We start from the raw sequence: 24,749 nt of genomic DNA, 5'->3' as shown, positions 1-24,749 counted from the left end.
GACAGGCCGGTTAGAGAGCGGCCGGTGAGTCCACTCCGATTCCTGCGTGGGCCACTTGCTTACGCGTCGTGCTGGCATTGCGGTAGGGTCTGCTTTGCTCAATCCGGCCGGCCGGCGATGCGGGGGGTGGCGTTTCGGATGGCGTGGCGGTAGTAGGATTCCAAACACAACGTGGCCATCGCCGTCGTGTACACCGTGCCTCCGTAGCCGCCCCAGACCGTGTCGGCCGGCCAACTGCCGTCGTCGCGCTGGGTCGCCAACAAACGGTTCTTGAGCGCGGCGTTCCATTGTTCCCAGGCGTCATCTTGTAATTGATGCAGCGCGAGCGAGGCGTAGTACCAATAGTAATAGTTGTCTTGTCGCATCCCTGGCAACGATTCCAACAGATACCGTTCCGCTTCGTCGATTTCGGTTTGCGGGACGTTTTCTCCGATCAGCAAACGCGTCGCCAAGGCTTCGGCGGTCATCGTTCGGCTGACCGCTTCACCGGGACGGTAGCACGCCAAGCCGCCGTTGCCCGCACGAACGCTGCGCAGGAACCGGGCGATTCCCGCAACCGATTCACGCTGAATCGCAATCCCCGCCCGTTTGCCTGCATCGAGTACCATCGCTTGCCAGCCGAGTTGACTGAGATCGCCGGGATCGCCACGCGTGTACCGCCAGCCGCCGGTGACCGGGTGTTGCATCCGAACAGTGTGGGCGATCGCCCGGCGGGAGGCTTCGATCGCGGATTTGTCGTTCGTCATCACCGCGGCTTCACACAACGACAGCGCCGCCATCGAATGACAGTAGCTGGCCGCATACACGGTGGCGTCACCGCTGAGCGATCCGTCGGGGTGTTGGTGTTGTATCAGATAGGCCAACCCGCGATAGACGTTTTCGGCATAGTCACCGGACAGGTGCGTGTTGCCGGCACCCATCATGGCCAACAGGGAAAGCCCCGTCAGCCCCGTCGTGCTCTTGCTTCCCGCGCCCGGTCGGCGTTCACCCAGCGGCATCCGATCGACACCGCCGCCGGACGCTTGGGGGTCCCACGCGCCGTCGCGTCGTTGTGCCGCGGCCAAAAAACGAAGCGCGGCTTTCACGGCCGCTTCGGTCTGTGCGTCGCCGCCGGTTTCCGCGATCGCCACCTGTTTCGCCGCGCCGACTCGGTTGGCAAAGTCGGCTTGTTCGGATCCCGGCACGACCGCCGCGGCGGAGCGTGTGCTTGCAGTCCGCTCGACAGGTTCGGCTCGCGGAATCGGTTCGGTCGTCGGCTTGGACGTTTTCGTAGCGACCGACGGTGGCGTTGGTTCGGAGGCAATGGCGGGATCCGATTCGGCGACCTGAGGCACATTGGTCTCGTCAGGGACTTCCGCGGCCGCCAGGCTCTCGGCCATCTCCAGTTGCGATTGCAGTAACTGATCAAGCGACGCATCGACGGCTTGAGCGATCTGATCGATCGACGTAGCGGGTTCCAACGGCGATGTCTCTGCCAAGGATTCCGGCGCTGGCATCGGTTCGACCGTGTCCGGCGGGTCGCTGACCGTCATGGTGTCTTCCACAACGGGTTCATCAAACGGCTCGTCCAGCAAGTCCTGAAGCTCCGCCACCGGTAACGGTTCGATCGCCGGCGTGTCGCTGTCGCCCGATGCGTCGTCGACGGCCAGGTCGGGATCGAAGGTGGAGAACGTCAACGCTTCCACTCCGTCGGTGTCCGGTTCCAGCTCTTGCGTTGCCGATCCGCCGTTGTCACTAGCCTGGTAAGGCACCAAATAAATCAAGACGGCATGCAAGGCCACCGACAGCACCAGACAAATCGTTCCGGCGGCTCGGCCATCGCGTTTGGCGCGGCGGAACAACCAGATGGTGATCGCCAACAGGACGACCGCCACGATCGCGACGGCATAGATCAGTCGCGGATCGTCCCACAGCCCCGTGATTTCGCCGATCAAGTTCAACGAAGCATCCCTCCGCCTCCGCCGGCATCCACCTTCACGGCGATCCCGATTTGAGCGACACCGGACCGGCGAACGGTGTGAATGGTTTCCGCGAACCCTTGCAGCGATCCGGCGCTGTCGGCCCGCACGACGACCTTCAGATCCGGGTACTGGGCGAACTGGGTTGCCAGGACGTCGGCGAGTTGTTCGTTGGTGACGGCCTGTCCGTCGAGCAACACGTTCCCTTCAGCGGTCAACTCGACCACGCGTTCATCGGGGACGCGCGAGATCGCTTGCATCGGGCCGACCGAGGGGACCGAGACGTCGATGCGGCTTTCCGATTCACTGAACTTGCTGCCGACCATGAAGAAGATGACCAGCAGGAACACGACGTCGATCATCGGCGTCAAGTTGATCGTCACGTCTTCGTTGGATCGGTTGCGTTTGGCCATGGGAGTTGAGTTGCGAGCGTCGAGTCGCGAGTCGTGAGGGGGTGGTGATGCTAGCGGGGCGCGTTAGCGAACGGCGGTTGGAGGAGACAGAATGATTCGGGGCAGAATGATGTGAGGGGCAAAACAATGGGGGCAGAACGATGGGGTGTGTGCCGACAGGCTGGAAGCCTATCCCACCGGTCAGGCTGCCTTGCGTCGTTTGTTTCGCGAAGCTCCGCCGTTTTCTTCGAGCCCTTCGGCGGAAATGCAGTCGATCACGCGTTGGCACAGTCGTTCGATCTCGCCCAGGTAGCGATCCGATTTGCTGCTGAAATACATGTACGCCAGGTAGGCCGGGATGGCGACGGCCAGTCCTCCGGCGGTGGTCATCAATGCCATGCTGATTCCACTGGCCAAGGTCTCCGGGCGTCCGATCGAACTCTGGTCGCTGATCACTTCAAAGGCGTCGATCATCCCGATCACCGTACCGAGCAACCCGATCAATGGCGCGACGTTGCTGATCGCGTGAAAGACTCGCAAGTACTTTCGCAGTCCGTCCGACACACGATCGCCGGCATCCAGAACCGCTTGTTCGATTTCGAACATCGGCCGGCCCCAGCGACGCAATGCCGCTCGAAAGACTTCACTAACCGGACAGTCAAACTCCTTGCACAACTCGGTCGCTTCATCATAGCTGAGCACGCCGTCTTCGACACATTCGGTGAACCGCTGCACAAACGGACGTGGGATCACGCGGCCACGTCGAAGTGCAATCAAGCGTTCAAACGACAGCGACAACACGACCAGCGAGCAGATCGCCAGCGGCAGCATCAGCCAGCCGCCCGTCATCACTTTGCTGACCAGCGCGGGCGTTTGAAACCAACCGGCTTCGGCCTCGCTTTCGGTGTTTCCATCGGCGCCGATCTGTTCGGTGGCCGGCCCCGTGGCAGGGATGGCCGGGATGCCGCCCTGTGTCGGCGCAGCTTGGCCTTGGACATTCCCTGGTTGCATCGCGGTGCGAAAGGCGGGTTGTCCCGGCGTCGCCGAGTATTGGGGCTGATTGCCGTACTGGCCGTTTTGAAATTGACCGCCGTATTGACCACCTGGAATTTGGCCGCTTGGAATTTGGCCGGCCGAGAACTGCGTTTGTGCGACCTGGGCCTGGGCGGTGCTGATCGTGGACATCCACCACAGCGTCCCGACGGCCAAGACGGCAACGGGCAACACGTGCGAAAGCAAACCGCCCCATCGTCGTGGTTGCCGCGCCGGTCGCAGTTGAACGGTCGAACGCTGCTTGCGGGGCGATCGTTGATTGAGTGCAGAATCTGTCATCGGTTGGCGTGGTTCAGCGTCGCAAAATGGGGGAATCAAAAGACGCGTCGTCGGGAGGAGATCCGACGGGTGGGCGCCCGCTTGGTGGTCGCTTGCCCGATGACCGACGCACGCCTGGCAAAACGGCCATCCGGCGGCGTGCTTCGGTCGCGTGCGAACTGTCGGCGAAACGGCCCAGCAGTGCTGAGTAACAATCTCCGGCCTCGCGTGTCAGCCCCAATTGCTCAAACGACTTGCCGGCTTGAACCAGCGCCGCCGCCACATAGGGACCCCCGGGATCAAGCCCTTCCACCTTGCGGTAGTTCTCGATCGCTTCGCTAAACTGTCGCTGCATCAAGTGGGTTTCGCCGATCATCCACTGGGCACGCCCGCGCAACGCCGGCGTGGCATCGGGACTGCGAACGACGTTTTCGTAAAGGGATCGAGCGGCTGCGAAGTCGACTTGCCGGACTGCCAAGTCGGCTGCCAGCAGATCCGCCAGCGCGGTTTGCAGGCCCGACGCGTTCGCATCGACACTGTCCAAGGCGGCTCGCGCGCGTTCCAGTCGACGCGTCGCTTCGGCCACGTCCGCATGTGCGACGGCAGACTCGGCACACCGCAGCAGCGTCGCGAAGTCGGTTGCGGCGTGTTGATCGACAACATGGGCCCACCAGCGAGCTGCCGTTTGTGTTCGGCCTGTCTGGGTCAAGGCTTCGGCGAACAAGCGGTCCACGTGCGCGGTCCTGCTCTCGTCCGGCGCCGCCAAATCCGTCGATTCCGCAGCCAGCGCCAGCATCGACCAGCGACCGGTTCTGCCGGCCCAACGGCACGCCGACTCGCGTGCCATCTTGGTCGCCTCGGTCAGGTCTCCGGAAATCAGCGTGGCGGCGATCTGTTCGGCAAATCCCGAGTTGCCGTTTTCGGCCGCGTCGTGCAACAGGACCGCGACCCGCTGGCCCGTTTGGTCTGCCGCGGCCAGCCGTTTCAACAGTTCATCAAACCGTGGCGGAGGCAACGTGGGGCCGGCAAACAACAGTGCCCGGCCGAGCAACTCCGCCGACCATTGTTCGCTCCGGCCCTGCCGGACCACCCAATGCATCAGGGGATCCTTCAATGGCGAGGTCTGGTCGGGCGGATTCGACCCAAGCGTTTCCAGCACCAACGCATCGGCCGCTTGGCTCCGCGGCCAACGCTGCAGGAAATCCGCGATCGCCAGTCCGGCTGGGCGGGGATCCTCGTCCCGCCGCAGGCACTTGATCCGCATCCCGGCGGCACTCGGGGCATCGGCGTGCTTGGGATAGGCGTCGATAAATTGTTGCAGACGTTTCGCCGCCTCGGCTGTCCGGTCGGGCTGCATCGCGGTCGCCCAGCCTAACCCGAGCATCGCCAAGGCACGGTCCTTGTCCGCTTTGTCGCCACCGCCGGTCTGCCGAAAATTGTCGACCAGTTCGCGATACAACGCTTCGGCGTCATCCGGGTGCTGCTGCGTCAGTGCCTGCCAAGCCGCGCGCATCGCCAGCTGGACTAGAGGCTGTCGATGGCTTTCCGGCGGCGGGGGCGTGCTCAATCGCATCTCCTCAAAAGCCGGCAGCAAGGCCTGCACAACCAACTCGTTCTGAATGCTGCCCGCGAAGTGGCTGGCTGCGGACGTCCGAACCAGCAGTCGACGGTTGGCTGATTCCGGAGTGGGATCGTGATCATCGAGTGCTTGGATGGCTTTCAAATACAGCTCGTCGATCCGATCGGCATCCAACTGTCCCTGGGCGGCGCGAGCCAAAAGCACAAAATCCACGGACAGATCCGTGTCGGACTGATCGTCGAGCTGAATCAGCAGGTCGGCAGCCTCAGAATATCGGCCTTCGTCACGAGCCTGGCGGGCTTGTCGGATCGTCGGTTCGGGAGGGCCGGCGAGGGCGAGGGGGGCACAAAAGAGTAGGTTTGCGGTGAGGAAGAATGTCAGGGCCAGCAATCGCAAAGCGGTTGCGGCGGGAGCCCTCCCCTCACTGCGCTCGACCCTCCCCGTGGGAGGGTGAGTCCAGTCCCATGAAGACGGCTTCCACTTCACCCTCCCTCTGGGAGGGTCGCGGAGGAGTGTGCGACGACGCGGGGAGGGTTCGTCGGGGTCTGAGACCACTTGCGGGTCAGCCGTCGACCCACCCTTCGCTACGCTCGACCCTCCCTTCGAGGGAGGGTTGCTTACGGCTTGTGTGCCAGTATCTTGCGGATTTTCGGCACCGCGGCGCGCAGCACGCCCCCCTGGCCGTCTGTCCAGGCCTGGCTTTGGTTCGGGTTTGGGGGATCGGGTTCGCATGGTGGCCGGTATAATCGGAAGAACCGGGGTTACCGAAAAAGTCGGCTAAATCGCAAGCCGAATTCGGCCTGGGGAGGCCGCCGAAAGCGTGGTTTGGCGGCAAACCAGCTATCCCCGCGGACCGGTTTTATCTACTCTTAAGGAGTCGATTCCCCCGGACTTTCCTTGCCCTGACCGCGTATGCTCAAAGCTCTCGAACTCGCCGGCTTCAAAAGCTTTGCGGATCGTACGCGCTTTGATTTTCCCGACGGGATCACGGTGGTCGTCGGCCCCAACGGCAGCGGAAAGTCGAATATCGTCGACGCGATGAAGTGGGTGCTGGGGTCCCAGAGCGCAAAAAGTCTCCGCGGCAAGGAGATGTCGGACGTGATCTTCAAGGGGTCCCAGACTCGCCCGGCGGCGGGTGCAGCGGAGGCCACGATCGTGTTCGACAACGCCGATGGCAATCTGCCGGTTGACGCCCCCGAAGTCCACGTGACCCGGCGGGTGTACCGCAGCGGCGAAAGCGAGTACCTGATCAACAAGCAATCGGTGCGGCTGAAGGACGTCCGGGATCTGATCCGCGGCACGGGGATCGGTATCGACGCCTACAGCTTGATTGAGCAGGGCAAGGTCGATCGGATGCTGCAGGCCAATGCGAAGGATCGCCGCGCGATCTTCGAAGAGGCGGCGGGGATCAGCCGGTTCAAAGCCAAAAAGCTGGAAGCCGAGCGGCGGTTGGCCCGCGTCCAATCCAACCTGACGCGGCTGAGCGACATTGTCGAGGAAGTCGGAACGCGATTGCGAAGCGTCCGCAGCCAAGCAACCAAGGCCGAACGTTATCGCCAGGCGAGCGAGCGGCTGAAAGAGCTGCGCACCGTCGTGGCCTGGAACGACTGGACGAACTTGCACGAAGAGATCGACCAGTGCGATGCCGAGCTGGAGGTGGCCAATGAGCAGCTGAAAAAGCTACAAGCCGAGCGTGAGGAGCTTTCGACGCGACGCCAGGCTGCCGATCTGCAGTTGCAAAAGATCGCCGACAACGCCCAGGCCCTCGAAGCCGAGCGGCGTGAATCGCTGGGTCGGATCGCGACGCTGGAAGGCCGCAAGGATGCCGATCAATCGTCGGTGACCGACGTGCGGTTTTCGATCTCCCAATCCTTGCGCCGTGTCCGTGGGTTGCGGTCCCAGGCCGAGAAGGCGGCGGAGGAGCTTGCTGATGCGTCGGCGCGCGTGGCGGCCAGCGAGCAAGAGTTGGAATCGGTGCGTCAGCGGAGCGCGGAAGTTGAATCACAGCGCGACAAGATCCAAGCGGAAGCCGACGAAATCGTCCAGCGCCGCGACACGACTCAACGCGACCACTTGGCGGCCCTTCGCAAAGTCGCGGAGCTGGAATCGCGTCGCGAGCGGATTCAATCTCGGCTGTCGGAATATGGCCGCTTGCTGGTCAATCTGACCAAGCGGGTCGCCGAGGCGTCGGAGGCGATGCAGACCGCCGAGTCGGACGACGCGGAGTGGGGCAAGCGTGTTGAGTCGCTGAAGCGGACGATCGAATCGGCAGCGGCAGATGTTCGTGCGGCCGAAGTCAAAACCAACGAACACCGCCGCACCCTGGACCGCCGCAGCGGCGAGACGGCGGCCTTACGAACCCGCTTGGAGGGCGTAAGGCAACGGTACTTGGTGCTGGAGGATCTGCAGCAACGTCATGAAGGTGTTTCCGGCGGCGTGCTGGGCGTGCTGGATCAGGTTTCCGCGCCCGATCATCCCCTGGTCGATTCGGTCGAGGGCATGGTCGCCGACCTGGTGACCGCCAACACCGACATCGCCCCGATGATCGACGCCGCCCTCGGTGAGCGATCGCAGTTCTTGGTCGCCCGGTCGGGTGACTTGGCCGATGCAATCTGCGATGGCTCGGTCCAGGCCGACGGTCGCGTGGGGATCATTCGCAGCGACCTGCTGCCTGAGCCGCCGAAAGAAAACCGCATTCAGCTGGAAGGCTTGCAAGGGGTGATCGGTCGCGCCGATCGTGTGATTGATTGTGCCCCCGAGCAGGTCAAACTGATCAGTCACTTGCTTTCGTCGACTTGGTTGGTCGAGGACCTGCAGACGGCGCGTACGGTCAAGAAATTCAGCGGCCCCGGACAACGGATCGTGACCCGTAAAGGCGAGGTGCTTGAAAGCGACGGAACGATGGTGGTCGGTCCGGCGGCATCGGCGACCGGACTGGTCAGTCGACGCAGCGAACTGAACGCCGCCGCCGAAGAGATCGAACACTACACGTTCAAGATCTTTGAAAACGACGAAGCGATCACCGAGCTGGCGAAGCTGGTCGACACGCACGCAAGCGAACTCGGTCGCTTGGAGATCGCCCATCGCAATCTGGTCACCGAACTAGCCGCGGCAGAAGCCGAGCGGCGGCACGCCGGGGAACGCTTGGCGGCAACCCGAGCGACGCATGACGCCATCGCGCTGGAGGTCCAGTCGACGCAGGCCGAGCAAGCCCAGGCGAAGACGGAATCCGAACAGCTGGCCCAAGAGATCATCGACAACCGGCAAACCGTTGAGCAGCTGGAGAGCGAAGCGGCTGAAATCGAAGAAACACTCTCGGAAACTCAGCAGGCACTGCAATCCGCGATCGGCGGTGTGATGACGGTTTCGGTCGAAGTCGCCCGCGCCGAACAAAAGCATGAGGCATTGGTGGCGACGATCGAGCAGCAGCGCCGCGACCAGGTGCAACGCGAGTCGGCGGTCGGTGAAGCCCAGGCAGCGGCCGATACCGGATACGCCCGCCTTGCCGAATTGAATCGACGGATCGAGCAAACGCTGGAAGAACTGGCGGCGCTGACGGTGGAAAGTGATCGCCAAGAGAAAGAGCTGCACGAGTTGGCCGCCAGCGCCGAAGCCGTTCGTGAAGCGAGTCGCGAGATCACGCAAGCCAGCGACGACGCGATCAAGGGTGCGGCCAAGGCCAGCGAGGAAGTTCACGCGATCACCAGTCGCCGCGACGCCGCCAAGCTGCGGTTGGTCTCGCTGGCCGAGCGGATTCAGGAAGATTATCAGATTGACTTGGAGAACGACGATCCGCCGGAAGAGTTGGCGGAAATCGAGAACCGCGTGGCGATCGACGAGGAGATCAATCGGTTGCGCGATCAGTTGCAACGCACCAGCAACGTCAACATGGAAGCGCTGGCGGAACTGGAGGGGCTGCAAGAACGCTACGACCATTTGAGCGGGCAATACGAAGACCTGTCCGCGGCGAAGGACTCGTTGCAGCGGATCATCGGGCGCATCAATGCCGACAGCCGCCGATTGTTCCTCGATACGCTCGAAGCGATCCGCCAGAACTTTCAAAAGCTGTATCGAAAGTCCTTCGGCGGCGGGCATGCCGACTTGGTGTTGGAGGAATCCGAAGATCCGCTCGAAGCCGGAGTTGAGATCGTCGCGACGCCACCGGGCAAACCCAGCTTCAGCAACTCGTTGCTGTCCGGTGGTGAAAAGGCGTTGACGGCGGTCGCGTTGTTGATGTCGATCTTCCAGTTCCGCCCCAGTCCGTTCTGTGTGTTGGACGAAGTCGATGCCCCGTTTGACGAAGCCAACATCGGCCGCTTCGTCACCGTGCTGAACGAATTCCTGGACCACAGTAAGTTCGTTGTGGTCACCCACAGCAAAAAGACCATGACCGCCGCGACCACGCTGTACGGCGTCACAATGCAAGAGTCCGGAGTCAGCAAACGCGTCTCAATTCGATTCGAAGACGTCAGCGACAACGGCGAAATCAGCGAAGGCGAAGCGGCCTAGGCCCGGCAGACACTGTGTCAGCCCTCCGGGCTTTCAGATCCGAGCAGCGAGGCCCGGAGGGCCGGCACAGTCATCTCCGGCGCAAGCATTACTGTGTCGGCCTTCCAGGCCTGCGCATGAAAGAGTGCCCCGGTTCCGGTGGCTCACGCCACCGGCAAACACTGTGTCAGCCCTCCGGGCTTTCGAATCCGAGCAGCGAGGCCCGGAGGGCCGGCAGGGTGCTTGCCGGCGGCGTGAGCCGCCGGGATACGGGCCCATCAAGCACGGAGGCCCGGAGGGCCGGCACAGTCATCTCCGGCGCAAGCATTACTGTGTCGGCCTTCCAGGCCTGCGCATGAAAGGGTGCCCCGGTTCCGGTGGCTCACGCCACCGGCAGACACTGTGTCAGCCCTCCGGGCTTGGGTATGCTTTGCATGCCGCGCTGACATCGATCCCAACCAGGCACATTCAATCAAAGACGTACCTTGGATCATATTCAACGCCATGGTTCTTCAACATGGCGAGGTATTCGTCTTCGAAACGACGCTTTGCATGGTGTTTCATCTGTTTGTCGATGTAGTCAAAAACCGGTTGGCGCATCGAGGAGCTGACGGTGAATGCCCCGTAGCCGTCCTGCCACTGAAACTTCCTCGGACACCACTTGTTGTCATTGATGTGTTTGCTCGTGTTTGCCTTCACGCGTCCGACAAAATCTGCCACACAGACTTTGGTTGGAATTCGAGCGAGCAAGTGCGCGTGGTCATAGAAGCCATTGACGTTCAGCGCGTATCCGCCAAGTTTTTTTGCAACACCTGACATGTAGCAAAACACCTCGTCACGAATCTTGTCGCTGAGATATCGACGCCGTTCCTTCACACTGAAAACGATGTGATAGAGCAGTTGGTGATGGCTCATCAAATGCCCTCTCGAACAGGCGAGTGAATAGAAGAGTAGGCGAGAGAGCTTGATCCTATGGCACCGAAAACTCCATGGCAAGCATCGTCGACACTCTCAAGGCCGGTTGTGTGCTCGCTGTCCTCCGGCAGGCAGCGAGGGCCGGAGGGCCGGCAGAGTGTCTGCCGGCGGCGTGAGCCGCCTGTTAGGAATGCTTGGTTGGCAGCGAGGCCCGGAGGGCCGGCAGAGTGTCTGCCGGCGGCGTGAGCCGCCGGGATACGGGCTCATCAAACACAGAGGCCCGGAGGGCCGGCACAGTAATGTCTGGTGCGCGTGAGCCTATCGCTGCGGCGCCGCCGGAGCGCCGGGTTGGCCTTGGGCGATTTGCGGGGGCATGAAGTTCTGTCGCGTGATCTCCCAGTTGGACGGCGGCTTCTTGGGGATGAAGTTGCCCATGAATTGCTGCAGCCCCGCCCCGATCGCGTTGCGTTTGACGTCTTTGAACTCGTAGTGGTCCCACTGGGGCGCCAGTTTCTCGTGGAAATTCGGTGCGTACATGATCAACACCTCCGGCTCAAACGCCGCGCTCAAGACGACTTGCACCATCTTGTACTGGGCCCGGTCCTCTTGCGCCTTGGGCCAGGCTTGGATCAGGAACGTGTTGGGTTTCGGCGACGGTTTCAGTGTCACCCAATAGCGCTGCTTAATCTTCTGGGCGTCCAAGTTAAACACGAACGGCAAGGGGCTGTTAAAGATCTGTTGCCCTTGCATGTTCGGCGGCAGCGTCTGCACGTTGCACTTCTTTTCGCCGCGATCGTATTCGATCAATTCCACGCCGTTGCAAACCCAGTACTCTCCAAACTTGTTCGGGTTCGGTCCGTACTGCGGCTTGCCGTTCTGCATGCCTTTGTAAAACATCATGCTGTCAACGCGGAACAGGCCCTTGTCGGGATTCGCATACTTGATTTCACCCTCGGCCTTGTGAGCGTGAACTCCCGCGGGGGCCGCCATCAGGTCAAAGTGCCAGCGTTCAAACTTGCATTCGAGCGTCTTCGTCCCTTGGCTTTGCGTTTCCCACGCCTTCAGAACCTGATCCAACTGTGCCTGTTGTTGCGGAGTCAGCGGGGGAAAGGGCTGTTGAGCCGGCGCGGCGGCTTGGGCACCACCGGCGACGGCTTGCTGGGCGGCGCCTTGCGGGGCAGCGGCCTGCTGTGCCTTGGTGACCGACGCGGTGATCAGGCAGCCGATGATCGCAGCACCAAACCATCGAAATGCGGGGCGACGGCTGCAAAAACCGGTCCCCTGGTCGTCCTTCCTGTTGTGTGGGTACGTCTTTCCCATGGCCAGCGGCACCATCCTTGGAGTCATTGAGTGGTCAATCCATTCGACAAGAGCCGCGTCAAATACCTGCGGCAGCTGGCGGTTGTAGCAAGTCGTGTCACATCGGAGAAAGCCGGATTTACCCCCACCACAGAGATTTGCCGTCTTTGCCGTCAATGCTAGCAACGGCTTTTCGAGATTCCGATTGATCCGGTCATGAGTGACGCGTTGAATGGCCGATGAGTGAAAAGAATCGGGCTGCGCAAAGTATGCTTTTCGGGTTTGAGCTTGAGGGTTCGACGCCACAAAGGGTGCTCGCCGGCCATTGAGGAATCCGCACGAGGGACGAAGGACCACCGGCGACAATCGGGGGAGGGGTAATTCTTGATGTCAATACAAACAGAGCGATGGAACGGCACCTGCACGCGGTCGCGGCGGTCGTTTCTGGCGGCGTTTGGTGCGATTGCCGGACTGCCTTGGCACGTGACCTGCGGGGCGACCGAACCGGCGCGTGTCGCGGAGGGAAAACTGTCGGTCCAGCCGGCGGTCGAGCGGCTGGTGCAGATGAATGACAGTCAGAAGTTTCAATTGGAGCCGATCAGCCAAGACTTTCGCAGCACGGTCGTCCAAGCAATCGCGACGGACCCCCGTGGCGAAGTCGTCGCGGTGGCCGGGGATGACCATGCGATCCGGATCTACGATGCCAGCCGCTTGACATTGATCGCAACACTGCAAGGGCACACGGACCTGATCCAGACGTTGGACTTTCACCCGACAGGAAACCAACTCGTCTCGGCGGGCAACGACGGGCAACTCATCCTTTGGGATCGCAACGCCGCGTATCGCGTCTTGCAGCGGATGTCGGGAACCCCCGCTCTGGCCTGCGTCCGGTTTTCGCCGGATGGTCAGGAACTGGCGGCGGTCGGTTTTGAAAACAAAGTCTACTTGATCGGGCGAACGAAACGGGAAAACCAGCCCCAGGCGACGTGTGATTGCACGGACCTTCGCGCGGTCGATTATCGCGACGACGGAAAACTGTTGGCGGTCGCCGGTCGCAGCGGATATCTGCATCTGTTTGACCGCAAGACGAGCGCGCTCCTGGGCGATTACGAGATCCACAGCGGGCGAATCCACGACCTGAGATTCAACGACAAGTCGCCGGTGGTCGTCAGCGTCGGCGAAGACGGTTGCGTGGGGTTGTTCGATACCGAGGTCAAGCAACCCGTCCGCCGCATCAGTGTGACGACAGGAAAACTGTTTTCGGTCTGTATTTTGGATGACCAGCACTTGGCTGTCGCCGGCAGCAGCAACGTGACCTGGATCGTCAACGCGACAAGCGGAAAGACGGTTGGAGAATTGGTCGGACACAACGGCTCGATCGCCGCCTTGGCATCAACCGGCAATTTCTTGTTTTCCGGCGGATACGACACCATGCTGCGGCGATGGCAATTGACAGGTCTGCAATCCGTTCGCGACCGCATCGCCGAACGCAACAACCCGATCGACCGCTAACCCAAATGAAGATTCGGCAACCGTTGGTGTCCAGCCTTGAGGCGATTCCCCGTCGCTGCGACGCAGCGACCATGGGCGGCTCAAGCCTGGACACCAACGCAATCCCGAAAAAAGAGGCCTGACCCCTTTTTCGTATTGGCACAGGGAGGTGCCGCGCTCGTGATTTGGAAACCCAAACGGACTCGCCGTTCTTCGCGGAAACAGCCGTCGGACGTCAAACGACGTGCGCCGCGGCCGCAGCAGTTGGAACGACGAGAATTGTTGGCCGCCGATCCGATCCACGTCGGCGTGGTCTATCTGGAAACGGACTACTTGGAGTCCGACAACGATGTGGGCAGCGATTCCCAGGGCGATCGATTCATCCTGTCGTTCACCGGAGGCGCTGCGGACACCGAGCTGCAGCAATTGCGGATCCGCACCGACAAAGACGGCGACGGCATCTCGGTCGGCGATCCGATTTTTGATACCCTGCCCGGCGGGCGCGGAAAGGCCAACGCGCACGATTTTCAAATCATTCGAATCGTCACTGCCGACGGACGGATTGCGACCGCAGAAGCCAGCGTGGCCGACGGCGGACAAGAGTTGGTCTTGAACCTGCAAAACTTTCGCGCCGGCGATCGATTGGAATTCACCATCGACGTCGACGAAGTCCTGCGCAACTCGCTGGACTTGGAAGTCTTCAACGATCGCTTGGACGTCATCACGTCCGGCCAGGAATTCCAGGACTCGATTTTGGAAGCGGTGTTCGAAGCCCCACACTACGAATCGGTGACCGCCGACGCGATCTTTCTAAATGATTACGGCAGCCCCGACGTCGACTACGGATTGAACTTGCCGCCGGACGAAGGCTCCGGGCCGGACAGCCGCCCCAACCGCAGCGCCGCGGCGGTCGCATCGACCGTCCAGACGCCGAAACCGGTTTCAATCAGCGGGGGGGTCTGGTTGGACAACAACTTGGATGCCGTCTGGCAAAGCGGCGAACTGGGATTGTCCGATGTCGAGTTGTCGTTGTTCGCCGCAGACCAAACCGGGCAGTACGTCGACACCGGGCATCGCGTGCGAACCGACAGCAACGGGCGTTACGAATTCGGCCGCTCGCTGAACCTGATGCCCGGACAATACCGCGTCGTCCAACAACAGCCCGATGGTCTGTACAGCGTCGCGGCCGTGCCCGGAACGGTGGACGGTCAAACCACTGGCGTGGTGCACAGCGTCGACGTCTTGTCGTCGATTCAAATCCCGCTGGGGGATACCGACGCGATCGAAATGAACTTTGCCGAAGCGGCGCCGGCGTCGATCAGCGGGTCGGTCTATGCCGACGACAATGACAACGGCATTCGCGACCCCGGTGAATCTGGAATCGCCGGGGTGACGGTGCGAATCGTTCCGATCGATGCGATCGCCGACCAAGGCGTCCTGACGACCGTCACCGACGCAACCGGAGCCTATTGGTTTGATGGCCTCGCACCGGGGGAATACGAAATCATCGAAGTCACCCAGCCGGCGGACTTCGTCGACGGCAGCGACTCGGCGGGAACGATCGACGGACAGATCGTGGGGACGGCGGTCAATCCCGGTGATCGGATTCACGGCATTGGCTTGGACGGGGGCGACGTCGGAATCGACTACAACTTCGGCGAACTCGCCCTCGGCGAACTGTCCGGATACGTGTTCCTGGCCGCACCCGGTGAGGACTGTGACGGCGTTCACACGCCGGGTTCCGACCAGCCGCTCGGCGGCGTCATCGTGGAACTGCAATCGCCCGACGGTAACGTGATCTCGCGGGTCACGACGACGCCGATGGGACACTATCGTTTCGATGCGGTTCCGCCGGGCACCTACCGCATCGTGCAGTACACGCCATCGGGATTGCTTGATGGTGCGTCGCATGTCGGCACGATTGATGGGATTCAAAGCGGTCGTGCCACCGACGGAACGATGATCCAGAACATCACGCTGACTCCCGGCGGCGTCGGCGTGCAATACGATTTTTGTGAAATCGCGCCCGTCTCCATCTCCGGATACGTTTATCACGACCAGTCCAATGATGGCCGTCGAGACACAGGCGAGGACGGGATCGAAGACGCGTTGGTGACCCTGGTCGGTGAAGACGGATCGGTGGTCGCGACCACACGCACCGATGCCAACGGACGCTACGAATTCACCGATCTGCCACCAGGAGTCTACGAAGTTCGTCAATCGCAACCCGCCGGTTACCTGGACGGGATCGATTCGATCGGTCAAGTCAACGGCCAAAACGTCGGTGTCGTTTCCAATGACCGCTTCCAACGGATCGATCTGCCGCAAGGCCTGTCCGGGACCGAGTACAACTTTGGCGAGTTGCTACCCGTCTCACTTGCCGGCATGGTGCACGTTGACTTGGACGGAGATTGCATTCGCGACGATGATGAAGTCGGATTGGCGGGTGTGACGATCCGCGTGCTGGACGAAAACGGTACCGAAGTTGCATCGGTGGTTACCAACTCCGAAGGAATCTACCGGTTCACCGATTTGGCTCCCGGTCGCTACACCGTCGTGCAAGATCAACCGGCCGGCTTTTTTGACGGCGGAACCAAGCCTGGATCACATGGAGGCGTTGCCGGCGAGAACCGAGTCAGTGAGATCGATTTGGAATCCGGGAACGTTGCAACGGACTACGATTTCTGCGAAGAGCCGCCGGCCAGCCTGGAGGGGGCGGTGTACATCGATAGCGATGGCGATTGTGTCCGCGACGATGATGAACGCGGCATCGCCGGCGTGACCATCGAACTTCGCGACGCCAACGGCAACCGGGTCGCGACGACCACCACCGACGCAAACGGCGACTATCGTTTTGACGGGCTGCGGGGCGGCCAGTACACGATCTTTGAACATCAGCCCGACGGATTCCTGCAAGGCGGCCAGGTGCTCGGCAGCGCCGGCGGCGTCGTTTTGGGCGTCGACCTGATGTCCGTCTCGCTGCAACCCGGTCAAGACGCGGTCGATTACCTGTTCTGCGAATTCGAACCCGGAACCATTTCCGGAATGGTCTGGAGCGACAAAGACCTGGACCAAGTGCAGGACGACGAAGAAGATCCGATCGGCGGCGTGACGATCAAGTTGGTCGACGAGAATGGCGTGGTCATCCAAACCACCCAAACCGACGTGCACGGCCGCTATGTCTTCGACCAACTTCCACCGGGGGTCTATAGCGTCTGCCAAGAACAACCCGACGACTACTTCCACGGCGGCCAACTGATCGGCGACCGTGGCGGTTCGGTCGCCGAAGACGATGTGATCGTGGGCATCGACATCGGCAGCGGTGTGGATGCAGCGGGTTATCATTTCCCCGAAATCCCACCCGCAGCGATTTCCGGGTTTGTGTTCATCGATGGCGGCGTGATTGAAAGCGAAACGCCGATCCCACCCGAGATGCTACGACAGTATCGCGACGGCATGTTCACCAGTGATGACACGCCGCTCGCTGGCGTCCGCATCGAGATCCGTGACGCCGCCGGCAATCGGCTGACCGATGATGCGTTTCTATCGGGCAGTGCGTCAGAAAACTCGGTTGTGATGACCGACGGCTCGGGCGCCTACGTGTTTGCCGGACTGCGGCCCGGCACCTACACGCTGTTTCAAACTCAACCCGACGGACTGACCGATTCGATCGACACGCCGGGCAGCACCGGTGGGTTGGCCGTCAACGCGGCGGATCGGTACAGCGACGAAGAATTGCAGTGGATCGCGTCGATCGATGGCACGCAATCGTTTGACGCATTGTTGTCGATCAGCGTTGGTGCGGCGGACGAATCGCATCACAATAACTTCAGCGAAGTCCAGATCGAAATCGTGCTGCCGCCCGTGGAGCCTCCGGTGGATCCGCCCGTCCAGCCGCCCGTCGAGCCGCCGCCGTCGGACCTCTTGCCGCTGCCTGATCGAGAGACGCCGCCGGTAGTTCAGCCGCCGCTTGAAACGTTTGAACCGAAAACCATCGCGTTCACCGCGGGCGAAACGGCCGAGCAAATCGTTCCGCGATTCATCGGTGAAGTCGATGCGGTCACGTGGCACTTGAGCATCATCAACGGCGGGTTCCCGCGTGGCACGATCGCGTCGAGCGGCAAATTCAAAGCGGTCGCGATGCAGCAGATGAGCGAAAACTGGTCCGAGGGCGACAACGCCGAGGGCACGTGGAAACTGATGACGCTCGATGGCGAAGTCCTTCAGGAGAGCCGTCAAATGACGTTGGGTGCCGAAGATGCCGTCGCGCTCGTCGGCGATTTTGACGGCGACGGCGATGACGAAGCGGCCGTGTATGTCGCCGGACAATGGTTCGTCGACCTGAATGGAAACGGCGTCTGGGACCAGGGCGATCTGTGGATCCTGCTGGGGACCGAAATGGACCAACCGGTCGTCGGCGACTGGGACGGCGACGGCAAAGACGACATCGGCATCTTCGGCCGCAAGTGGGAACGTGACCTGCAACGCGTCAAGCTGGATGCCGGCTTGCCCGATCCGTCGAACCGATCGCGACGTTACCTGGAAAACCGCAAAACGCTCGGATTGGTGTCGACCAAGTTGCGCGGCCAAGATCGCGAGCGATGGCTCCGCCGCGGCAACCAGGGTGAGTTGCGTGCCGATGCGGTCGACCACGTGTTCCAGTTCGGCGAAGATGTCGATACGCCGGTATCCGGCGATTGGAACGGGGACGGGATCGACCAAATCGGCGTCTTCCGCGGCGGCACCTGGGTGCTGGATTCCGAAGGCGATGGACGCCGCAAGACCACCGAAACCACCTTCGATTTCGGCCAGCCCGGTGACCGGCCGATCGTCGGCGATTTCGACGGCGATGGGATCGATGAAGTCGGCGTGATCCGCGGCAACACCTGGATCATCGATTCCGACGGCGATCAAAAAATGACCGCCAACGATCTCCGCATCGAACTGCCCCCAGGCGACGCCGATGCCCAACCGGTCGTCGGCGACTGGGACGGCGACGGGAAAGATGAACCGGGGTACTATCGACGGGCGGGGTAGGGGAGTTGGGAGTTGGGAGTTGGGAGTTGGGAGTTGGGAGTTGGGAGTTGGACCTGTAGTTTACTATACTCGCCGCTTCCCCGTCTCCTTGCTCCCAAAGGTCTCACCGTGAAGCTGCCGTTGTTTGTCGTTGCTGTTGTTGGTTTCTGTTTGGCGTCAATCGCGGTGGCCGATGGCCCCGCCGATAACCGCCCCGACTCGGTGCGGCCCATCCCGCCGTCTGGTGAGCCGTTGGACCAGGCACAGACGCGGCAACTCCACGACGGCTGCCAAACGGTCCGCCGAATTTGGGGGGAATTGCTCGATAACGCGGAACAGAAAACGCGCGTCGGCAACAAATGGCAACGGGCACAGCATCAACAGGCCTTTCAAACGCTGTCACGGCTAACACCCGAAATCCTGGTCTTTCCTCGCGCGGTCGAACTCGCGTTGGAGTTCGACCAGTTCTATAAGCCGCAAGATTTTGACGCCGCCGTCACGTTGCTCGACGAGGCACAGCGGCGGATCAAAGTCGCAGCGGTCACGCCGAGTTGGAGCCGCGTGGTCGGGATCGGCGACGGCGAGCATCGGCAATTGATCATCGGCGGTTACCAATCAAAGATCGATCAATCCTACCAACCCTACGCGTTGGTGGTTCCGGCCGGTTTCACGCATGGTGATTCACGTCCACGCCGCTTGGACATCTGGTTCCACGGACGCGGCGAAACACTCAGCGAAGTCGGGTTCCTGGCCAAGGGGCGAACGTCCGCCGGACAGTACACACCGAACGACACGTTCGTGCTGCATCCCTACGGACGCTACAGCAACGCGTTTAAGTTTGCCGGCGAAGTCGACGTCTTGGAATCGCTGGAGCACGTCGGCAGCAATCTTCCGGTTGACGATCACCGCATCAGCGTCCGCGGTTTTTCCATGGGCGGCGCGGCGTGTTGGCAGTTCGCGACGCACTATGCGGATCGATTTTTTGCGGCCAACCCCGGCGCGGGGTTCTCCGAAACCCCCGAGTTCCTGAAGTCATTCCAAGGCGAAGACCTGACGTCCACACCCGAATACCAGCGGACGTTATGGCGGCTTTATGATTGCCCCCATTGGGCGCGGAACCTGATCCACTGTCCGACCGTTGCCTACAGCGGCGAAATCGATCGGCAAAAACAAGCGGCCGATGTGATGGAAGCGTCACTCGCCCAGCACGACATCGATCTGGTGCACGTCATCGGCCCCCAGACGGCACACAAGATCCACGAAAAATCCAAGCTGGAAATCGAACGACGAATGGATGCGCTTGCCGCCGCGGTCCGACCCGACGTGCCCCTGACCATCGACCTGACGACCCAGACATTGCGCTACAACCACATGCACTGGGTGTCCGTGCATGGATTGGGCCAGCACTGGGAAACTGCACGCGTCCAGGCACGGCTTGATGCAGACGTCGCGCCGTCGCGGATCGAGATCGAGACCTCCAACGTCACCCACTTGCGATTGGAGTTTGCTCCTGGTCAGTGGCCGGCGGCGATTCCCGAACGTCCGCTCATTGTGATCGACGGCGTCGAATTGCAAGGAACGCCGATTCGATCGGATCGCTCCTGGATGGCCGACTTTGTTCGCCGCGATGGCCGGTGGGAATTAACATCGATCGACGACTCCGGACGTCGCAAACGTCCCGGCATGCAAGGACCGATCGACGATGCGTTCATGGATTCGTTTCTGTTTGTGCTTCCATCAGGCAGCAGTGGTGACGACCAGTTCGACGCCTGGGGCGCATCCGAAGCGGAGCATGCGCAATTGCATTGGCGCAAGCACTTTCGCGGCGACATACAACGCGTCTCCGATCGCGAACTGACGAAGCAGCAGATCGAATCACACCACCTGATCCTATTCGGAGACCCCCAATCTAACTCTGTGATCGCACGATTGGCCGATTCGTTGCCGGTCCAATGGAACACCGATTCGATTCAACTCGGTTCCAGCAATTTCCCTCGCCGCGGCCATGCGGTCGCGATGGTTTATCCGAATCCGCTCAACCCCGATCGCTACATCGTCACCAACAGCGGCTTTACGTTTCGTGAATACGACTACTTGAACAACGCCCGCCAAACACCGAAGCTGCCCGATTGGGCGATCATCGACATCACCGGCGGAGCGACGACGCGTGATCCCGGCAAGATTCAAGCGGCGGGATTCTTTGACGAGCGTTGGATGCCGTGAGTTGCGTTATTTGAGGGCCTGCCAAATTGCTGATGGGGCAACACGAGAAAGCACGCTCCTTTCCAGAGGTCGCGCCGTCTACGGAAATCGGGTAAGAAGATTCCGGGGTAAGAAGATGATGAAACGCACCATCATTTGACTTGGCTAATTTTCCTTTCTCCAAAATCTTCCTACCCGTCCAGCTGCCACGGCGTCCTGTCACTTTAAAGGGGGGGGTGAAAGAGGGATGCGATCGCCGCATCAGCGTTCCCCGCTACTCGACGCGTCTGAACGCGACCAGAATTTGCTTGTTCTCAGCCGTGGACGTAAACTCCGAGGGACGTTCCTGGTCGGCTCGAACGAAACAGAGTTTCCGTTTGTTGTTGCCGAGCTGATAGATTCCGACAAAGCGATCGCCGCTGCCGCCGCCTTCGGTCGCGACAAAGTCGATCGTTTTGGGTTTGGCCGTCGGGGCGAGCGTGCTGGTGCCTTTGCTGACCACCTTGCCTTCCGAAAGCACCTTCCAAGTCCCGTCGTCACCGTTGACGACCGTCAGTTTCTTCACGTCTTCTTTTTTTGACTTGTTGCCACCGACGACAAGCGAGGTGACTTGCCAGGTGCCCTCCAGTCGTTTGCGATCCTTGGTGATCGCGTTGTCCTTGGCATCGTCTGCCCCTGCAACCGCTGGTAAAGCAATCACGACCATCAACAGTCCAATCAGCAACCTTCGCATCGTATCGACCTCCACCGGATCAAATTGACAGAGCAACGCCATCGCTGATTATAGGGCGGGACCTCAGTGGTTGGCTCAAGGATGGTGCCATTTTCTTGTCTTTCCGCCCCGATCACCGGTGCGCCTTTCAAACCATCGAACGCTGTCTTTCAATCCGCCTGGCATGCCACAGCGACGGAACGTCGACCTGGCACTGGGAAAGGACATGGGTGATGCAGATGGCTTCCAGATTGGCCAGCGTCACCAGCAGCATCGCAAGTCGGACCATCCAGGCGGTGATGTCGGCGACCCACAGGATCGTGGCCGGGATGATGATCAGCCACACGCCCTTGGCGGCCCACGTGTGGTAACTGGGCAATTGACGAAATTTGACCAAGCATGCCAACCAGCTCAACGCATAGCTGGTGATCGCCGCCAGCATCCAATACTTCTCCTGGGCGACCTCGTCGCGTTGAAGGGCGATCAAGGCCCCCAATAGCGAAAGGTAGAACACGGCGTCGGCCACCGTGTCCAGTCGAGCACCAACCGAAGAAGTCACGTGGGATCGCCGGGCAAGGAATCCGTCCAGCCACTCGGTGAACACCAGAAACAGGGCCAGCGCCGCCAGCAATGTCATCTGCCCACCGATCGCCAAGGGGATCAACGCGGGGGATCCGACGATGCGGGCACTGGTGACCAGATTCGGGAGCGTCAGCCAGCGGTCGGTCTCGTACAGCAAGGTCACTGTCCCCCGTCAATCATCGGTGTGGTGCTCGCGCGCGGTCGGCATGTCAATGCGGCTGGAGTTCAGCATACCACTGCGGCCCTACCGGGCGGAGAAGAAGGGGCAAAACGATGAGCAGCAATGCCAGCGGGACGCGTTACGGCCTGTTGATTGAGTCGAAATGAAACAGCTAACGATTAGCCGATGGGCGCTAGCCCCGGTTTTGCGGCGGCGAGAACCGCGGCTAGCGCCGTGCGGCTGATTAGATCAACAGGCCGGTTAGCGAGCGTCGCGTGGGGGGAAAAGGCAGAATGATGCCGGGCGGATCGTGCCGACGATCACGCCTGAGGAATCCTGCGTGGGGCCGACCGGATGGGGCCCCGAGAGACGCGGTCGACCTGACCGACCGCGGAAAGAAGTAGCGAGGACTGGACTTGAACCAGCGACCTATGGCTTATGAAGCCACCGCTCTAACCGACTGAGCTACCTCGCCAAGTGCGGCACAGTATGCCAAAGCCCGCCAACCCTGACAAGCCTGGAAAGCAACCTAGGAATCTTCGCCGGCGACCAACTCCTGGAACGCCGTTTCGGACAGCACTTTGACCCCCAATTCGTTGGCTTTGGTCAGCTTGCTGCCGGCTTTTTCTCCTGCGACCAGGAAGTCGGTGTTCTTGCTGACGCTGCCCGAGGCCCGGCCGCCGAGTTTGGCGATCAATTTTTTTATTTCGTCCCGTTTGTAGTGTTTCAGCGTCCCGGTGACGACGACGGTTTTTCCTTCCAACAAACGACCGCCTTCCACCTCGACAGGTTCGGGGTCTTCCAGTGTCACGCCCTGGGAGCGGAGTTCGTCGAGCGTTTTCTGGCCGTAGTCGCTGTGCAAAAACTCATGCAAGCTCTCGGCGATTCGATCGCCGATCTCATGCAGCCCCGCCAGATCTTCGACCGACGCTTCGCGGAGCAGATCCAGCGTGTGGTACTTGGCCGTGATCAGCGATGCGACTCGCGGGCCGACGTGGCGAATCGAAATCGACGACAGCACTCGCGCCAGCCCGCGGTCTCGGCTGTCGTCGATCCCCGCGATCAGATTCTTCGCGTTTCGCTCGCCGACCTTGACGATGATCTGTTTCCCGTCTTTTCCCTTCCGCGGTTTCAACCAGTCGAGCGCCGCGACTTGGTCCACCGTCAGCCGATACAGGTCGGCATAGCTTTTCACCAGACCGTGACCCAACAGCAAGTCCACGACTTCTTCGCCCAGGCCGTCGATGTCCATTCCCGGCCGGCTGCCGAAGTAGATCAGTCGTTGTTTCAGCTGGGCGGGGCACTGGGGATTGGGACAACGGATGTAGACCCCGCCGTCATCTCGCACCAGTTTCGTCTCGCACTCGGGGCAGGTTTGCGGGAATTGATACGCCGGCAACGCACCGGTGCGGAGGTGTTTCTCCACGCGGACGACCTTGGGGATGATCTTGCCGGCTTTTTCGACGACGACCACGTCACCGACACGCACGTCCAGACGCTCGATTTCGTCGGCGTTGTGCAGTGACGCGCGCGAGACGGTGGTGTCGGCGATGTCGACCGGTTCCAAATGGGCCACCGGCGTCACCGCTCCGGTCTTGCCGACCTGGACGCTGATGTCGTTCAGCCGCGTGACCGCTTCGTAACGCTCGAATTTATACGCGATCAACCAACGCGGACTCTTGCTCCGCATGCCCAGTTTTTCGCGTTGGGCAAAATCGTTGACCTTGAACACGATCCCATCGACTTCGAACTCCAAGTCGGGCATGCCCTGTTCCAACGCTTCGACCGCCTCCAACACCGCCGCCGAATTGGGAAACACACGGACATCGGGAGTCATCGGGATGCCGTAGGAGGCGATTTCGTCCAAAAACTGCATGTGGTTTTTCGCGGCCAGCCCGTCGACTTCGCCCACCCCGTGACAAAAGAAACGCAGGTTGCGTTCGGCGGCGATGGCCGGATCGAGCAACCGGATCGTTCCGGCGGTGACGTTGCGGGTGTTTTTGAACGGCTCGGCGCCGGCCGCGACTTGTCGCTCGTTCAGATCCGCCAGATCGGTATTGGTCATGTAGACTTCGCCACGGACCTCCAACACGCTGGGTGTCTTGTCGCCCGTGGTTCGAAGCGGCAGGTCGCGAACGGTGCGGATGTTGTGGGTGATGTCGTCGCCGACGGTGCCGTTGCCGCGGGTCAGAGCCAGTTTCATCAGACCGTCCTCGTATCGCACCGACGCCGCCACACCGTCGATCTTGTATTCCATCACCCACTCGATCGACTCGCCGTCGAGCAGTTTTTCGGTGCGGTCAAAGTAGGCCTTCAACTCCTCGCGGCTGTACGTGTTGTCGATCGACAACATCGGAACGCGATGCGGGACTTGGACCAAATGCTCCACCGGTTGATCACCGATTCGTTGGGTCGGCGAATCGGAGGACCGCAATTCGGGGTGCTCGGTTTCGAGCGTGCGCAACTCCTCCAGCAAGCGATCGTACTGCAAGTCGCTGATCGAGGGCGTGGCCAGAACGTAGTAGGCGTGGTCGTGCGCGCGGATTTCATCGCGCAGGGTTTGGACGCGTTGGGCCGGAGTCGTCATGGAATCGCTTGGGAAGGGGCGCAGAGAGACAAGGCTGGCGGAAAGACAGCGGGCGAC

Annotated in this window: 13 protein-coding genes and 1 tRNA gene; 4 read left to right on the top strand and 10 right to left on the bottom strand. The window is 61.1% G+C overall.

Annotated elements, in window-relative coordinates; translation table 11 throughout:
• Positions 1–98 precede the first annotated feature (98 nt).
• The 4 genes from H1B37_RS27550 to H1B37_RS27535 form a co-directional block, all read right to left on the bottom strand.
• Positions 99–1,940: a prenyltransferase/squalene oxidase repeat-containing protein gene (locus H1B37_RS27550; RefSeq protein ID WP_286178265.1), complete on the bottom strand. Its 1,842-nt coding sequence runs from the start codon at positions 1,938–1,940 to the stop codon at positions 99–101.
• Positions 1,937–2,371 carry an ExbD/TolR family protein gene (locus tag H1B37_RS27545; protein ID WP_182870497.1) on the bottom strand — a complete coding sequence of 145 codons (435 nt, stop codon included), beginning with the start codon at positions 2,369–2,371 and terminating at the stop codon, positions 1,937–1,939. Before H1B37_RS27545 ends, H1B37_RS27550 begins: the two co-directional genes overlap by 4 nt.
• Positions 2,372–2,551: 180 nt before the next feature.
• On the bottom strand, positions 2,552–3,682 hold the full coding sequence (locus H1B37_RS27540) for a MotA/TolQ/ExbB proton channel family protein (RefSeq protein ID WP_182870496.1): 1,131 nt from the start codon (positions 3,680–3,682) through the stop codon (positions 2,552–2,554).
• A gap of 13 nt (positions 3,683–3,695) precedes the next feature.
• On the bottom strand, positions 3,696–5,453 hold the full coding sequence (locus tag H1B37_RS27535) for a tetratricopeptide repeat protein (RefSeq protein WP_182870495.1): 1,758 nt from the start codon (positions 5,451–5,453) through the stop codon (positions 3,696–3,698).
• A gap of 699 nt (positions 5,454–6,152) precedes the next feature.
• Between H1B37_RS27535 and smc the strand changes: the two genes are divergently transcribed.
• Entirely contained in the window at positions 6,153–9,749 is a 3,597-nt protein-coding gene (smc, locus tag H1B37_RS27530) for a chromosome segregation protein SMC (protein ID WP_182870494.1), read from the top strand.
• A gap of 447 nt (positions 9,750–10,196) precedes the next feature.
• On the opposite strand, the gene tnpA is transcribed toward smc, so the two are convergent.
• Together tnpA and H1B37_RS27520 are read right to left on the bottom strand one after the other, a co-directional pair.
• The gene (tnpA, locus tag H1B37_RS27525) at positions 10,197–10,643 is read right to left on the bottom strand and encodes an IS200/IS605 family transposase (RefSeq protein WP_182870493.1); all 447 of its coding nucleotides are present in this window, start codon (positions 10,641–10,643) and stop codon (positions 10,197–10,199) included.
• Positions 10,644–10,961: 318 nt separating this feature from the next.
• Positions 10,962–11,990: a TIGR03009 domain-containing protein gene (locus H1B37_RS27520; protein ID WP_286178264.1), complete on the bottom strand. Its 1,029-nt coding sequence runs from the start codon at positions 11,988–11,990 to the stop codon at positions 10,962–10,964.
• Between the two features lie 339 nt (positions 11,991–12,329).
• Between H1B37_RS27520 and H1B37_RS27515 the strand changes: the two genes are divergently transcribed.
• The 3 genes from H1B37_RS27515 (at position 12,330) to H1B37_RS27505 (ending at position 20,672) form a co-directional block, all read left to right on the top strand.
• A complete protein-coding gene (locus tag H1B37_RS27515) occupies positions 12,330–13,454 on the top strand; it encodes a WD40 repeat domain-containing protein (protein ID WP_182870492.1) in 1,125 nt (374 codons plus the stop codon).
• A gap of 243 nt (positions 13,455–13,697) precedes the next feature.
• The gene (locus H1B37_RS27510; protein ID WP_286178263.1) at positions 13,698–18,470 is read left to right on the top strand and encodes an SdrD B-like domain-containing protein; all 4,773 of its coding nucleotides are present in this window, start codon (positions 13,698–13,700) and stop codon (positions 18,468–18,470) included.
• Positions 18,471–18,578: 108 nt separating this feature from the next.
• Positions 18,579–20,672: a prolyl oligopeptidase family serine peptidase gene (locus H1B37_RS27505; RefSeq protein ID WP_220498398.1), complete on the top strand. Its 2,094-nt coding sequence runs from the start codon at positions 18,579–18,581 to the stop codon at positions 20,670–20,672.
• Between the two features lie 253 nt (positions 20,673–20,925).
• Here H1B37_RS27505 and H1B37_RS27500 read toward each other — a convergent pair whose 3' ends face one another.
• The 4 genes from H1B37_RS27500 to ligA all read right to left on the bottom strand — a co-directional run bounded on the left by H1B37_RS27500 (position 20,926) and on the right by ligA (position 24,692).
• Positions 20,926–21,426: a TIGR03067 domain-containing protein gene (locus H1B37_RS27500; protein WP_286178262.1), complete on the bottom strand. Its 501-nt coding sequence runs from the start codon at positions 21,424–21,426 to the stop codon at positions 20,926–20,928.
• An 85-nt stretch (positions 21,427–21,511) separates the two neighbouring features.
• On the bottom strand, positions 21,512–22,108 hold the full coding sequence (locus tag H1B37_RS27495) for a CDP-alcohol phosphatidyltransferase family protein (RefSeq protein ID WP_182870491.1): 597 nt from the start codon (positions 22,106–22,108) through the stop codon (positions 21,512–21,514).
• Positions 22,109–22,506: 398 nt separating this feature from the next.
• Positions 22,507–22,580: transfer RNA gene (locus tag H1B37_RS27490), tRNA-Met, on the bottom strand.
• Positions 22,581–22,634: 54 nt separating this feature from the next.
• Positions 22,635–24,692 carry an NAD-dependent DNA ligase LigA gene (ligA, locus tag H1B37_RS27485; protein WP_182870490.1) on the bottom strand — a complete coding sequence of 686 codons (2,058 nt, stop codon included), beginning with the start codon at positions 24,690–24,692 and terminating at the stop codon, positions 22,635–22,637.
• Positions 24,693–24,749 lie beyond the last annotated feature (57 nt).

Origin of the sequence: Stieleria mannarensis, from assembly GCF_014154935.1 — a bacterium.
Lineage (GTDB): Bacteria > Planctomycetota > Planctomycetia > Pirellulales > Pirellulaceae > Stieleria > Stieleria mannarensis.
This window is presented reverse-complemented; position numbering and strand designations above follow the sequence as displayed.